Raw genomic sequence first — 13,853 nt, 5'->3', positions numbered from 1 at the left:
CAGGCCGCCGGTACTCAGAAAAGGAAGCGCCACCGGCAGCCGTTATCTACATCGGTGCCCTGCCCGCCGCCACGAGGCCGGCGACGGGAGCCACGTACCGACGGCTGATGAGCCAGCGGCCGTCCTCCTGTTCGAAGTCGTCATCCACCAGGCCGACCACCGTCCAGTCCGCCGGCCGGTGGCGCCCGTCGGGGGTGCGGGTGGCGCTCCAGTGCCACACAGTGGCGTAAGCCTGCACGTGAGGGCCGTGCTCGGTCCATTCGACGAGGGTCTGGCCCAGCACGTGGGCGACCGTCCGCTCCCGCTTGTAGGGCAGGCCCGCGGACATGAAGGCGGTGAACTCGTCGCGCCCGTGGAAGCGCTGGGTGGGGCCGGGCATCACGTCGTACTCGATGAGCGCGTCCTTGGTGAAGCAGTCCACGAGCTCCTGATACCTGTTGCTGTCGACGAGCCGGAAGAACTTGTAGAACGTGCGGTAGATTTCCCGCTCCGCCTCAATCCTGGCCAGCAGATCGTCCGAGGGGGCCATGCCAATTCCTTCCGGGACCGGTGGGTTTCCGCTCATGATGCCACGCCATTTCAAGGCCCGGAACACGCCATTGACCGCTCTGGCCGCAACTGGCTAATGTACGGCCGTTATCGGGTTCCGTCGGCAGCGGACGACACCGAAGGGGGCGGGTGTGCGCATGGCGTATTTCGACCTCCCCGCCACGTGTCCCGCGTTCTCCGCGCCGCCGTTGTCGTCGCGTCGCCACATCGACCTGCTGAGAGTGAGCAGCGCCGGGTGTCCCGCCGGCCGGCTCGCTGACCCGCTGTAACGCGCGCACCCGGTCCTTCTCTCTGCCGCTCCCCCACGGGCCTCATCGCCGCGGCGTTTCCCGGAGCCCCCGCGCCGCGCTCCGCCTCCGCTCGACCTCGCTCGCAGGAGACACCACTCGTGATCATGGAACGCTCGCGGACGCCCCGGCTGTCCGCTCTCGCCACGCTGTCGGCCCTCGCCCTCGTCGCCCTGAGCGCGTGCGCGGGCGGCGACGGCACGGAGTCGGACGCCGGTGCCGGGACGCCCGTGTCCGGCGGGAACCTGACCTTCGCCGTCGCCACCGACGCCGGCTGCCTCGACCCCCAGCAGGTCGGCAGCAGTGACACGCTCTACGCACTGCGCCAGACGGTGGACTCCCTCATCGACCAGGACCCCGCCACGGGCCGCCTCATACCCTGGCTGGCGAGCAGCTGGCAGGTGAGCGACGACGCCAAGACCTTCACCTTCCGGTTGCGCGCCGAGGCCACCTTCAGCGACGGGACGCCCGTGGACGCCCGGGCGGTCAAGGAGAACTTCGACGCGATACCGCGGCTGGGCGGCCTCGCGATCCTGGCGCAGGGCTACCTGACCGGATACCGCGGTACCGAGGTCGTCGACGAGCACACGGCTCGGGTCACCTTCGACCAGCCCAACGCCCAGTTCCTCCAGGCCGCCTCGACCGCCGCGCTGGGTCTCGTCTCGGCCGCCGACACGGGCCGCACACCGCAGCAGCGCTGCGCCGACGGCGTACACGGCTCCGGTGCGTTCACGGTGTCCGGGTACCGGCAGAACCAGTCCCTCACGCTGAAGAAGCGCACCGGGTACGGCTGGGGCTCCGCCGCCTCGAAGAAGAAGGGCGAGGCGTATCTGGACTCCGTGACCTTCAACGTGATCGCCGAGTCGGGGGTGCGGGCCGGCAGCCTGGGCTCCGGGCAGGTCGACGCGATCGGCGGGGTGCGCCGGCAGGACGAGGCGGTGCTGCGCCGCGCCGGTGCGCGCGTCGAGCGGCGGGCCAATCCGGGCGTGGTGTTCAACCTCGGCTTCAACAACGCCCGCCCGCTCACGCGTGACGCCCGGGTGCGCCAGGCCGTCCAGGTCGCGATCGACCGCGCTGAGATCGCCGAGGCCGTCTTCCCGACCGGCACCCGGCCGGCCGCCAGCGTCCTGTCCCGGACCACGCCCGGTCACACGGATCTGTCCGGGCACCTCACCCACGACCGGGCCAGGGCGGAGTCCCTCCTTTCGGCGGCCGGCTGGAGCGCGTCCGGTGACGGGGTCCGGACCAAGGACGGGGCGGAACTGCGGCTGACGGTGGTGTCGTTCAGCAACGCCGGTGCCTACCAGAGCGCGCTCGAACTGGTCCAGCAGCAGCTCAAGGACATCGGCGTCGGCCTGGTCATCAAGCAGCTCCAGGTCACCCAGTTCCCGCAGACCCTCAAGACCGGTGACTACGACGCCCTGTGGGGCGGCGACCTGACCCGGGCCGACCCGGACGCGCTGCGCACCCTGTACTCGACGCACCTGGTGAACTCCTACCGGCTTCCGGCCGGCGAACTCGACACCGTCCTCGACGCACAGGCCAGGACGACCGACACCGACCGGCGCGACCAGTTGGTGGCCCGCGCCCAGGAGTTGGTCGTGGAGCAGGCGTACGTGGTGCCGATCGTGGAGCAGCAGGCCCTGATCGGTGTCTCCCCGAAGGTGCAGGGCCTCACCCTCGGCGCGTCCGGCGGGGTGCGGCTCCACGACACCTGGAAGAAGTGACGCGCGCCTGCCCCCAACACACCCGGGACCACGAAGGAAGACGATGCGAAGGTATGTCCTGTGGCGCCTGGCGCAAGCCGCCGGCGTCCTGTGGGCGGCGTACACCCTGGCGTTCTTGCTGCTCGACCTGCTCCCCGGCGACCCGGTCGCCGCGATGGCGGGCGCCGGCCTCAACTCCACCCAGGTCACCCCGGAGCGGCTGGCCGAACTGCGCGCCGAGTACGGGTTCGACAGGCCCGTGCTGGTACGTTACGCCACCTCCCTCGGGGCCGCCGTGCGCGGCGACTTCGGGGAGTCGGTCGCCACCGGGCGCCCGGTCACCGCCACCCTCGCCAACGCCCTGCCGCAGACTCTGCAACTGGCGGGCGGGGCACTGGTGCTGGCCGTGGCGGGCGGCGTCGGTCTGGCACTCGCCGGCACCGCCACCAGGCGGCGGTGGCTGCGGCAACTGCTGCTGTCACTGCCCTCGCTCGGCATCTCCCTGCCCGCGTTCTGGGTCGGGCTGATGCTCGTCCAGCTGTTCTCCTTCCGCCTGGGCCTGCTTCCCGCGTTCGGCAACGACTCGGCAGCGGGTCTGCTCCTGCCCGCGGTGACCCTGGCCCTGCCGGCCGCCGTGCTGATGGCCCAGGTGCTGTCCAAGAGCCTGCTCGCCGCCCTCGGCGAGCCCTACATCCAGACCGCCCGCGCCAAGGGGGCCGGGCGGGCCCGGGTGCTGGTGCGGCACGCGCTGCGCAACGCCTCGCTGCCGGCCCTGACCGTGGTCGGCGTGCTGGCCGGGCAGCTCACGGCGAACGCCGTGGTCGTCGAGAACGTCTTCTCCCGCAACGGCCTGGGGCGGGTCATCACCGATGCCGTCACCGTGCAGGACATCCCGGTCGTGCAGGGCGTCGTGGTCTTCGGGGCGCTCGTGTTCGTCCTCGTCAACCTCCTGGTCGACCTGGCCTACCCCCTGCTCGACCGGCGCATCGTCGCCCCCGGCCACAGGAGCGCGGCATGAGCGAGACACTCCGGTCCCGGCCCGCGTCCGCGCCCGCGCGGCCCTCCGGCCCACTGCCGGCCGGACCTGTCGGGAGGCGGGGGCCGGGACGGCGCATGGGGCGCTTCCTGCTGCGCCGGCCCGGACTGGTCCTGTCCCTGCTGTTCGTCTCCTGTGCGCTGCTCGCGGCGTTCTGGCCCGGCCTGTTCACCGACCGCGACCCGCTGCGCGCCGTCCCCGCCGAGATCCTGCGACCGCCGGGCGCGCGGCACTGGTTCGGCACCGACGAAATGGGCCGCGACCTGTACGCACGCGTCGTGCACGGCGCCTCGCTGTCGCTGAAGGGCACCGTGATCGCGGTGGCGGTCGCGTTCGTCGTGGGCAGCGCGCTCGGTCTCGTCGCGGGATTCGCCGGCGGCTGGACCGAGGGCGCCCTGATGCGGTGCGTGGACGTCCTGCTGGCGGTCCCCGGGCTGTTCCTGTCGTTGGCGGTCGTCACCGCGCTCGGTCCGGGCACCGTCCAGATCGCAATCGCCGTCGGGTTCCCCGGGGTGCCGGGCTTCGCACGGGTCATGCGGGCGGAGGTGCTGCGGGTACGGCACACCCCCTACGTGGAGGCGGCGCGCGTCAGCGGCGCCCGGTGGTGGGCCGTCCTGGGCAGACACGTGATCCCCAACGCCGCCGGCCCGGTCCTCGTACTGGCCGCCCTCGACCTGGGGACGGCCGTCCTGGCGGTGTCGTCGCTGAGTTTCCTCGGCTACGGGGCGCCGCCGCCCGCTCCCGAATGGGGCACGCTCATCGCCGACGGCCGGGACTACCTGGCCGACGCCTGGTGGGTGACGACGCTCTCGGGACTGACCGTCGCCGCGCTGGTCCTGTCGGTCAACCGCATCTCACGCGCCCTGGACGGCGAAAGGACGGACGACCGATGACAGCGCCCGCGCCCGAACCCCTGCTCTCCCTGCGCGACCTGCACGTCTCCTACCGCAGCCGCTCAGGCCCGGTGCACGCGGTGCGCGGTGTCGACCTCGACATCGCTCCCGGCGAGATCGTGGCCCTCGTCGGGGAGTCCGGCTCGGGCAAGAGCACCACCGCACACGCGATCACCGGTCTGCTGGCCCCCGGCGGGCGGATCGACGCCGGAAGCGTCCTCCTGGACGGCCGGGACCTGACCACCCTGAAGGACAAGGAGCTGCAAGCGGTGCGGGGCACCCGCATCGGTCTCGTCCCCCAGGACCCCGCCGTCTCCCTCAACCCCGTCCAGCGCGTCGGCCACCAGGTGGCGGAGGTGCTGCGCATCCACGCGACGGTCACCCGGCAGGCCGCCCGGGAGGAGGCGCTGGACCTGCTGGCCAGGGCCGGTCTGCCCGACCCGCGTACCCAGGCGCGACGGTATCCGCACGAGTTGTCGGGCGGCATGCGCCAGCGCGTGCTGATCGCCGTCGCGCTGGCGGGCTCGCCCTCGCTCGTCATCGCCGACGAGCCCACCAGCGCGCTCGACGCCACCGTGCAACGCGGCGTCCTCGACCACCTCCAGGAACTCACCCGTGCGTCCGGTACGGCGATCCTGCTCGTCACGCACGACCTGGGGGTCGCCGCCGACCGGGCGGCACGCATCGCCGTCATGTCGGAGGGCACCGTGGTCGAGTGCGCGCCCGCGTCCCGCGTGGTGGCGGCGCCGCAAGACCCGTACACGCGACGGTTGCTGCGCAGTGTGCCCCGGCTGGACAGCACTCCCGTGGCACCGCCGTCACCGGGTGAGGACGCCGCACCGCTGCTGGAGGCCCTGCACCTCACGAAGGACTTCCCGCTCCCCCGCACAGCCGGCGGCCCCCGCACCCTGCGCGCGGTCGACGACGTCAGCGTCACCCTGCGCCGCGGCGAGACCGTCGCCCTCGTCGGGGAGTCCGGTTCCGGGAAGTCGACCACCGCCCGCATGATCCTGCGCCTGACGACACCCACCTCCGGCCGGATCAGGTGGGACGGCGAGGACGTCACCGAGGCCCGCGGGGCGCGGCTGCGGGCGCTGCGCCGCCGGGCCCAACTCGTCTACCAGAATCCGTACTCCTCACTCGACCCGAGGCTGTCGGTGGGCGACATCGTGGGCGAGCCCCTGCGCGCGTTCCGGGTGGGCGACCGGGCCGCCCGTGAGCAGCGGGTCGGGGCGCTGCTGGACCGGGTGGCGCTGCCGGCGCGGCTCAGCGGGCACCGGCCCGCGGAACTCTCCGGTGGCCAGCGCCAGCGAGTGGCCATCGCGCGCGCGTTGGCGCTCTCCCCGGAGCTGGTGGTGTGCGACGAGCCGGTGTCCGCCCTCGACGTGTCGGTCCAGGCGCAGATCCTTGCCCTGCTGGCCCAGTTGCAGGCAGACACCGGTGTGTCGTACCTCTTCGTCTCGCACGACCTGGCCGTCGTACGCCAGGTCGCCCACCGGGTGCTGGTGATGCGGTCCGGGCGGCTCGTGGAGAGCGCGACGGCCGACGACCTGTTCCGGTCCCCCGGCCACGCGTACACGCGCACCCTGCTCGCGTCGGTGCCGGGAGGGGCGGGAGGCGGGTGACGCCGGAGCCGCACGGGGCTCGGGCCACGCTCGCGGTGCCTCTGACCGGCCCGTACGGCCGTCTCGACGGGCAGGGTCCGGAGGAGTCGTCGGGGGCAGTGGTCCCGGGCCGCCGGCACTGCACGGCGGCTGTCCCTGACCTTGGAGGCCGGCAGACGGCCGGCCCCGGACGTGCCGGTCTGCGTGTCGCCGTCGAGTGTGACGACAAAGGCCAGACCGGACAACGTGGTTGGAGAAGCACGGTGTCGTGACGGACGAGATCGCCCTCGATTTCGAGCACGCCTTCCGTATGACCGAGCGCTTGGTGGAGTAAGGGCTCCTCGGCCGTGACTCGCTGCCCGACCTGCGGGTGATCGGCCCGATCTTCGACGGGATGGCACGCGACGAAACCACGAACCGGTGGACGACAGCAGTTCTTGGCAGCGACCCCGGGTGGAGTGCTGTCCGGGAACTGGCGCGGACCGTTCTCGCCCGGGAAGGCGTGGACGCCTCGGTGTTGCCAGACATTCGCGTTGTTCGGTGAAGGCTCGATAGCTCAGGCCGCAACCCGCCTGTGCGGCGCCACCGGCCTGTGGGAAGGCCACCGCCTCGTCATAGGCCCGGTTGTGCGCAGCCAGCAGTAGAGCTGTCCGATCATGCGGTTGCAAAGGTTCCTCTGAGCCGCAGAGTGCCGGTTCCCATGGTCGCGGCGCCGCCGGTGGTGCACCTTGAATCCACCGAGTCGTGAGCCGACGAGCCTTGTCGCCGCGCGTCCTGCCCAGACGCTGATCGGCGACAAGGACTACTTCGGCCGAGGCTTCGAAGGAGAGCTCTCCGAACAGGACATTCGGCTGCTGCGGCCGGCCCGCAAGGGCGAGCCGGAACGCGCCAGGTCATCGAGTCGGTCAACCAGACCTTCAAGGGCCAACTCGACGCCCTGGCGGAAGCCGGGTGCGATCCGGCCTTCTCGGAGAAGATCAGCACCCGCATCAAGATCTGGCCTGAGTTCGTCAAGGCGATGGACTTCGCCCGCACCATCAAGAAGGCCGTCCACACCAGCGGGTGATCTTCCCCGTGCACGAGATGAAGCGCCTCGGCCGCGGCGCCGCCGAACTGCTGATCATCGCCGAGGACCTGCGCCACCACGACATCCAACTCGAACTCCTCGCCGCCCCCTCCAAAGGGTCTACGGCCCCTCCGGGCACGGCGCCGCCCTGTTCGTGTTCTTCGCCGGCATTGCCGAGTCCGAGCGCGAGTACATCCGGGAGAAGTCCCTGGAAGGCCAGGCCTCCGCCCACGAGCGCGCCGGCACGGCAGACGCCCCAAAGCCGTCGACGACGAGGCCGCTACGCCCGATCGCGTCCCCGTCCCCGAGATCGCCCGCAAGCTCGTCATCATCTCAGGCAGAAGCAGGGACAGCGTCCCTCCGTCGCCACCGTGTACCGCATCCTCGCCGAGGACACCGACAGCACCGAGTGATCCCGGACGCCTGCCAAGGCTTCAAGATCAACTCATCCGAGTGGCCGGGGTACTCGCGGCGCTCTTCGGGGACGAAGTCGCCTTCCGGCGCGCTGAAACACCTCGACCCGGCCGGCGGCCTGCCGATGGCGCAGCAACTGGTCCGCCTGGGCGGATGGACACCGCGCTCGGCGCGGCAGCTGACCGACGTCCTGTCCGAGGTACTCCCGAGCGAGGGAGTGCAGGCCATGCGCAACGGCTGCGAGACCGGCCGGGTGCTGGGCACGAGCCTCGGACTGCACCCGTCGGCCATCACCGCCCTGGACGGCGTCTACGAACGCTGGGACGGACTCGGCATCCCAGCGGGGCTCGCGGGCAGAAGTGCCGCCGGCCGCACGCGTCGTCCGCGTCGCCGAACAGGCGGTGCTGGCGTCCGCGGCGGGCGGGGCCGCCGCAGCGGTGGCGGAGGTGACCAGGCGGGCCGGCGGCCATCTTGGCCCCGACGTGGCGGCCGCGTTCACGGACGCCGGCGCCATGGTCCCGGTCGGCACCGTCCCCGAACTGTGCGCGCTACCGGCCCGGTTCGTCGACCTGGAGAGCAGGTGGCTGATCGGACACAGCGAGCACCTCGCCCGCCTGGCCGAGGGGGCCGGGAGGCTGGCCGGGCTGGCCGGGCTGGCGGAGGACTAGGTCCCACGGGTGCGCTGCGCGGCCCTGCTGTACGACCTGGGCCGGGCGGTGGTCTCCGCCGGCGTGTCGGACAGCTCCGGCCCGCTGAGCACGGCCGACACCGAACGGGTGCGGCTGCACGCCTACTGGACCCAGCGCATCCCGCTGCTCGCCCCGCTGGCGCCGCTGGCCGCGGCGCACCACGAGCGGATGGCCGGCAGCGGCTACCACTGCGGCACGCACGCGGCCCAGCTTTCGGCGGCCAGTCGCATCCTGGCCGCGGCCGACGTCTTCGCCGCCCTCACCGAGCCGCGCACGGCCCGCAGGACGCGGCCGGGATGCTCCGGGCCGAGGCCGACGCCGGTGCGCTGGACCCTGCCGCCCGCGCGGTGGTGCTGCGCGCGGGCCTGGCCGCCGCGCGTCCCGGCCGGCCGGACTGACGGAGCGGGAGGTGGAGGTGGTGCGGCTGCCCGCGCGCGGACTGATCAACCAGCAGATCTGCGAGCGGCTGTCCATCTCGGACCGGACGGTGGGACACCACCTGGGGCACCTCTACGACAAGACCGGGCGCCGCGGTGGCGGTCTTCGCCATGGAACACCATCTGCTGCCCTAGCCACGACCGCGACCGCTGTGGCGCGAAGGATCGTTCACTCGGCCTCGCCCCCGTAGCCCGAGTTTCGAAAGAACCGGTTCCTGCAAGGTGTATTGACCGCTCAGTCAGCCGACCATATGGTCTCCCAACGAATCAGAGTGACCGATCACTCAGCGGGGACGAGAGCCACGCACACCGGCAGCCCGTACCCCTCACCGACCGACCTGGAGCCGCACCGCGATGAGCCCGGCTCACCCACCGAGGGCCGGCGGACGAAAGGAACAGCGATCATGACGAGAACGAGGCGCTGGACGACGCGCCTTCTCCTGCCTGCCTTCGGTACGGCAATGCTCCTGGCCACCGGGCCCGTGGCAGCGGCTGCATCACCGCCGCTGACGTCACAGCCGGGCGCCTTCTCCGGGTACACCGACAAGGGTGCCCTGGAGGCCGAGGGCCGGGAGGTCGTCGAGAACGGCGCCCTTCCCGTCGTGCAGGGCGCCGCTCCGAAGAGCCGGCGGGGCACCACGTACTACGTCGATTCCGCGGGCGGCCACGACACGGCGAACGGGAGGTCGCCGTCGACCGCGTGGAAGACGTTCACCCGGGTCAACGCCAAGGTGTTCCGTCCCGGTGACCGCATTCTGCTCAAGGCGGGCAGCTCGTGGTCGGCCCAGGGCGACGAAGTGGCCAAGGAAGCCTACGACTACACCCAGTGGACGGACGGCGAACCGACCGACGTCACCGGCCCCGAACCGACCGCCCTGCTCGCCCCGAAGGGCTCCGGTGCGACCGGCCGGCCCGTCGTGCTGTCCAGCTACGGCACCGGCGCCGCCCCCGAACTCAACGGCCGCGGCGTCGTCAACGACGTACTGCAACTGACCGACCAGGCACACTGGGACATCTCAAACATCGAGATCAGCAACGTGACCGACGGCTTCGATCCGTCGACGTTCGAACCCGGCGCGGGCGAGGGCAAGCTGCCCGGCGAGGAGAACCCGAAGACCGGCGACCTGCGCGGCATCCACGTGCAGGCGGAGAACGCCGGGACGCTCACCGGTTACGCCATCCACAACGTGTTCGTCCACGACGTCAGCGGCGTCATGTGGTCGATCGGGAACAGCGGCCTCGACCGCTCCAAGCGCACCGGCGGCATCGTGTTCGAGGGGCTCAAGGGCGACGCGCTCACGGCTTCGCAGTTCTCCGGGGTCACGGTGCGGGACAACGTCATCGCCAACACCGCTTTCGCCAACGTCGTCTTCAAGCAGTTCTCCGGCATGGGCACCTACCGCTACCAGGACGTCGAGCCGGGCTGGGGCGACCGCGCGGCAGGCCGGGCCGCGACCGACGGCACCGTCACCGAGGACCCGGACTGGCGCCCCCACCACGACATCGGCATCTCGGGAAACTACCTGACCAACCGGGACACCCAGTACGGCTGGGACTCGCTCTACCTGACCAGTGTCCAGCGCGCGACCGTCGAGGACAACCTCATCGACGGCGCGGGGGTGTCGGGCATCGAGATGTACTACAGCGACGACATCGTCGTGCAGAACAACGAGGTCGCCGAGCTGGAGACCCGGGTCAACGCCGCCGACTCCAACGGCATCGACCCGGACCGGGGTGCGACCAACATCCTGATCCAGGGCAACTACGTGCACGACTCCGGCGAGGGCATCCTGCTGTGCGGCTTCGGCTTCGGCACGGCCGTGGTGCGCTACAACATCATCCAGGACATCGACCGCAACTACGTCAACCCGCACGGCGACAGCGGTGTCAACGTCATCCACAACAACCTGATGTACAACACGCGCCAGCCCCTGAAGGACAACACCGTCGGGTTCTTCGAGTCCTCGGGCAGCGCCGGAAGCTACCTGACCGCCAAGAACGCGCACCACGTCCTGAACAACGTGTTCGTCAACGCGCGCACGGACGTCGCCGCCGCCCGGTTCCGCACCGACTATCCCGGGGTCTCCTTCAACACCAACGCCTACTACGGTCCGCAGGTCGTCGCACCGGACGCGGATACCGGCGCGATCACCGAGGACCCCCAGCTGGGCGGGAACCCGGCCGACGACATCACCAACGCCGTACCCCGGTCGGCCGGTTCACCGCTGCTCTCGGCCGGCACCCCCGTCGACCTGGCGTCGATCGCGGCCGGCTTCGACGCGGCCGGCGACACCGGCGCCGGCCAGTTGCCCCTGCGGGTCGACTTCTTCGGCGCCCGGCTGACCACACCACCCCCCGTGGGCCCGGCCTCCGGACGGTGACCTCGCGGTCTGTACTCCCGCGGCATCCTGAGTCCTCGGTGCGGGCGGGCCACCTCTTCGGGTTGATGCCGCTCCGGACCGCCGCCCCGCCGAGGTGCCGGCCAGCACCATCTGCGACCAGGAAGCCGGGCATGCCCCCCGAGAAACGGTGAGCGGACTGCTGCACAGGTGCACATATGCCTGTGCAGCAGTTGTCCTCCACGTGGCTTCCATGAACGATCCGGGTGTGGTCACGTTGTTCCCGTTCCGAATGCGGTGCCACGGCGTACGGTCCGTTCCGGCGGGACGTACCCGAGAAGACCCGGGCGTCGGTATCCCGGCCGGCGCCGCGGGCCGACCGGCTACTCGCTCCCGTCCGTGGTGGACTGCTCCACCCGGACGTGGTGGACCACGGTGTTGATGTTGATGCCCTGGTAGAAGTTGACCGAGACGTAGTGGCGGTCCGTGTACCAGGTCTGGTTGTCGTCCAGGGTGACGGGGTCGCTGAGGAAGCTGCCGTCGGCCTGGAGCGTCGCGGCCACGGGTGTGGTGTCGCGGTCGACGAAGAGACGGACGGTGCCCTTCGCGGGGAAGTCCGGGGCGGTGGACAGGTCCACCTTGCCGGCTACGCGGAAGGTGGCGTCCGGGACGGTGGTGACGTGGCCGCGGGGTGCGGAGCCGGCCTCCGCCAGAGGCACCGTCGTGCCGTCGTCCCGGACGGCGCGGGTTCCCTTCTCCAGGACGAGGGGCGTCGTGTCGTAGCGCGTGGTGGCCCCGGTGCTGGGATTGACGTAGTCGACGTTGTCGACGACGAGGTTGCGGATGTTCTTGTTCTTCTCGAACGCGGCCGACAGCGTGCTGCTGGTGTGGAAGACCGAGTTGCCGTAGTACACGTTCTCCACGGGCGACCGTGAGGCCCCGCTGGGGAAGGAGAAGGCGGTCCGGCCGGGCGGCATCGTCGGGGCGGTGTCCACGTTGTCGATGTGGATGTCGCGGATCGTGGGATCGAAGGCGTCGGCGCCGGGGAAGGGCACGGTCTCCTTGTAGTCGGCGTCGAACTCGGCCACCCCGTAGGAGGCCCGTTCGAGCAGGCAGTCCCGCAGGTAGATGTTCTCCACGGCGCCGCCCCGGCTGGAGTTCGTCTTGAGCTTCAGGGCCATGGCGAGGCCGGAGCCGCCGAAGGTGTTGTCGTGGATGAAGACGTTGCGGATGCCGCCCGACATCTCGCTGCCCATGGAGACCGCCGCCGAGCCGCCGCCGTCGTTGCGGTAGGAGGAGTCGCGGATGATGATGTTCTGGCTGGGCGAGCGGTGTTCGCGGCCGTTCACGTTGCGCCCGGCCTTCACCGCGGCTCCGTCGTCGCTGACGGTGACGGTGTTGTTCTCCATCACGACGTTCTCGCTCGACTCGGGGTCGATGCCGTCGTCGTTGTTCCAGCCGGTGCGTTCGTAGCCGGTCGTCTTGTTGCTGTAGATGTCCAGGTTGCGGATGAGGACGTTCTTGGAGCTGAGGGGGTGGACGATCCAGAAGGGGGTGTTGCGGATCCGCACGTCCTCGATCAGGACGTTCGTGGAGTCGTTGGGCTGGATGAAGGAGGGACGGAAGGTCGACTTCATCGCCTGCGCCCCGGCCGGCGGGGCGACGTCGCGCACCTCACCCTGCCGCACCACCGGGATGGTGTCCGGCAGTTCCCCGTCGTCGGTGAAGATGCGCTGCTCAACGGGGACGTCCCGGTAGTTCATGTCGTTCAGGACACCGTTGGCCCCGTAGGGTGCGTCGACGCTCTTGTTCTCCACCGAGGGTTCACCCCAGTACCCCTTCTTCCAGGGCCGCCAGTTCCACATGTCCTCCTGGCCGTCCAGGGTGCCGCCGCCGGTGACGGCGATGTTGCGCTGGTGCAGGGCGTAGATGAGGGGCGAGTAGCTGTAGAGGTCGCTGCCCTCGTAGCTGGTACGCACGACGGGGTAGTACTCGTTGGTCTTGTCGCGCATGAACTCGACGACGGCGCCCGTCTCGATGTGCAGGTTGACGCCGCTGAGCAGGTTGACGGCACCGGTGTAGTAGGCGCCGTCGGCGTTGAGCGAGCCCCCGGCCGGGACGACGGCGATGCCGCCGCCGGCGGTGCTGCAGTCCTTGACGGCCGCGTTGAGGGCGTCGCCGTAGTACCAGACCTGCTGGGAGCCGTACACCAGGGGTGAGTCGGTGGCCGAGGGGCGGCCGGCCTCGTTGCCCGTGGCGTAGGTCTCGGTGACCTGCCTCACCAGCGGCCGGTACTTGGCCGCCGTCACGTCGCAGCGCCGGTCGGGGAAGACGGGGGTGTGCGCGTTGACGGTCCGGTCGATGCGGTCGTACAGCGCGTTGTTCCAGTGGGCCTTGTCCCGTGCGGTCGCCGGCTGGTCCACCGCGAGCGCGTAACTGCCGGTGGTGCGTCCGTCCTCCGCGGTGACCCGCAGGACGTCGCCCGCCTCGACCTGGCCGCTGTTCTTGGGCTGTCCCTCGGCGTCGACGAGGACACGGGTCTGCCGGGAGCGGTCGGCCGAGGTCAGCTTCGCCAGTGCCTGCCGTACGCCGGTCCCGGGCCGCACCGTGACGGTGGAGGTTCCCACGTTCTGGACGGCACCGGCCGAGCCCTGCCGAGCCACGACACTCGTGCCGGTCGAGAGCGGGTGCCGGGTGTCGGCTGCGGACGTCGTCGGGACCGCGTGCGCGGTGCCGAGCAGTCCCGCCGCCACAGCGGTGACCGCGGACAGGATCAGGGCACGTGGGCCCCGTCGTCGGTTTCGCACGGAAGTCGCCTTCCTGGTCGTGGTCG

10 protein-coding genes and 3 pseudogenes are annotated in these 13,853 nt (G+C 71.0%); 10 read left to right on the top strand and 3 right to left on the bottom strand.

Annotated elements, in window-relative coordinates; genetic code table 11:
• Nucleotides 1-46 precede the first annotated feature (46 nt).
• Nucleotides 47-529, bottom strand: coding sequence for a nuclear transport factor 2 family protein (locus tag AB0G32_RS13390; protein WP_361162219.1), 483 nt, complete (start codon nucleotides 527-529; stop codon nucleotides 47-49).
• 157 nt (nucleotides 530-686) lie between these two features.
• Between AB0G32_RS13390 and AB0G32_RS13385 the strand changes: the two genes are divergently transcribed.
• The 5 genes from AB0G32_RS13385 to AB0G32_RS13365 all read left to right on the top strand — a co-directional run bounded on the left by AB0G32_RS13385 (nucleotide 687) and on the right by AB0G32_RS13365 (nucleotide 6,096).
• Nucleotides 687-818, top strand: coding sequence for a putative leader peptide (locus AB0G32_RS13385; protein WP_361162217.1), 132 nt, complete (start codon nucleotides 687-689; stop codon nucleotides 816-818).
• 125 nt (nucleotides 819-943) lie between these two features.
• A complete protein-coding gene (locus AB0G32_RS13380; protein ID WP_361162358.1) occupies nucleotides 944-2,563 on the top strand; it encodes an ABC transporter substrate-binding protein in 1,620 nt (539 codons plus the stop codon).
• Between the two features lie 43 nt (nucleotides 2,564-2,606).
• Nucleotides 2,607-3,560, top strand: coding sequence for an ABC transporter permease (locus tag AB0G32_RS13375; RefSeq protein WP_361162215.1), 954 nt, complete (start codon nucleotides 2,607-2,609; stop codon nucleotides 3,558-3,560).
• Entirely contained in the window at nucleotides 3,557-4,471 is a 915-nt protein-coding gene (locus AB0G32_RS13370; protein ID WP_361162213.1) for an ABC transporter permease, read from the top strand. The genes AB0G32_RS13375 and AB0G32_RS13370 overlap by 4 nt, the downstream gene beginning before the upstream one ends.
• Entirely contained in the window at nucleotides 4,468-6,096 is a 1,629-nt protein-coding gene (locus AB0G32_RS13365; RefSeq protein ID WP_361162211.1) for an ABC transporter ATP-binding protein, read from the top strand. The genes AB0G32_RS13370 and AB0G32_RS13365 overlap by 4 nt, the downstream gene beginning before the upstream one ends.
• A gap of 535 nt (nucleotides 6,097-6,631) precedes the next feature.
• Here AB0G32_RS13365 and AB0G32_RS13360 read toward each other — a convergent pair.
• Nucleotides 6,632-6,799, bottom strand: a pseudogene (locus AB0G32_RS13360) (IS110 family transposase); the annotation flags it as partial.
• 34 nt (nucleotides 6,800-6,833) lie between these two features.
• Between AB0G32_RS13360 and AB0G32_RS13355 the strand changes: the two are divergent.
• The 5 genes and pseudogenes from AB0G32_RS13355 to AB0G32_RS13335 all read left to right on the top strand — a co-directional run.
• Nucleotides 6,834-7,009 (top strand): annotated as a pseudogene (locus AB0G32_RS13355) (IS982 family transposase); the annotation flags it as partial.
• 905 nt (nucleotides 7,010-7,914) lie between these two features.
• Nucleotides 7,915-8,223, top strand: coding sequence for a hypothetical protein (locus AB0G32_RS13350; RefSeq protein ID WP_361162209.1), 309 nt, complete (start codon nucleotides 7,915-7,917; stop codon nucleotides 8,221-8,223).
• 9 nt (nucleotides 8,224-8,232) lie between these two features.
• A pseudogene (locus AB0G32_RS13345) lies at nucleotides 8,233-8,517 on the top strand (HD domain-containing phosphohydrolase); the annotation flags it as partial.
• 136 nt (nucleotides 8,518-8,653) lie between these two features.
• The gene (locus AB0G32_RS13340; protein WP_361162207.1) at nucleotides 8,654-8,872 is read left to right on the top strand and encodes a LuxR C-terminal-related transcriptional regulator; all 219 of its coding nucleotides are present in this window, start codon (nucleotides 8,654-8,656) and stop codon (nucleotides 8,870-8,872) included.
• Between the two features lie 213 nt (nucleotides 8,873-9,085).
• Entirely contained in the window at nucleotides 9,086-11,062 is a 1,977-nt protein-coding gene (locus AB0G32_RS13335) for a right-handed parallel beta-helix repeat-containing protein (protein WP_361162205.1), read from the top strand.
• A gap of 341 nt (nucleotides 11,063-11,403) precedes the next feature.
• Here the strand turns inward: AB0G32_RS13335 and AB0G32_RS13330 are convergent, their stop codons facing one another.
• A complete protein-coding gene (locus AB0G32_RS13330; protein WP_361162203.1) occupies nucleotides 11,404-13,827 on the bottom strand; it encodes a glycosyl hydrolase family 28 protein in 2,424 nt (807 codons plus the stop codon).
• Between the last annotated feature and the right edge of the window lie 26 nt (nucleotides 13,828-13,853).

Origin of the sequence: Streptomyces sp. NPDC023723, assembly GCF_040639815.1 — a bacterium.
Lineage (GTDB): Bacteria > Actinomycetota > Actinomycetes > Streptomycetales > Streptomycetaceae > Streptomyces.
This window is presented reverse-complemented; position numbering and strand designations above follow the sequence as displayed.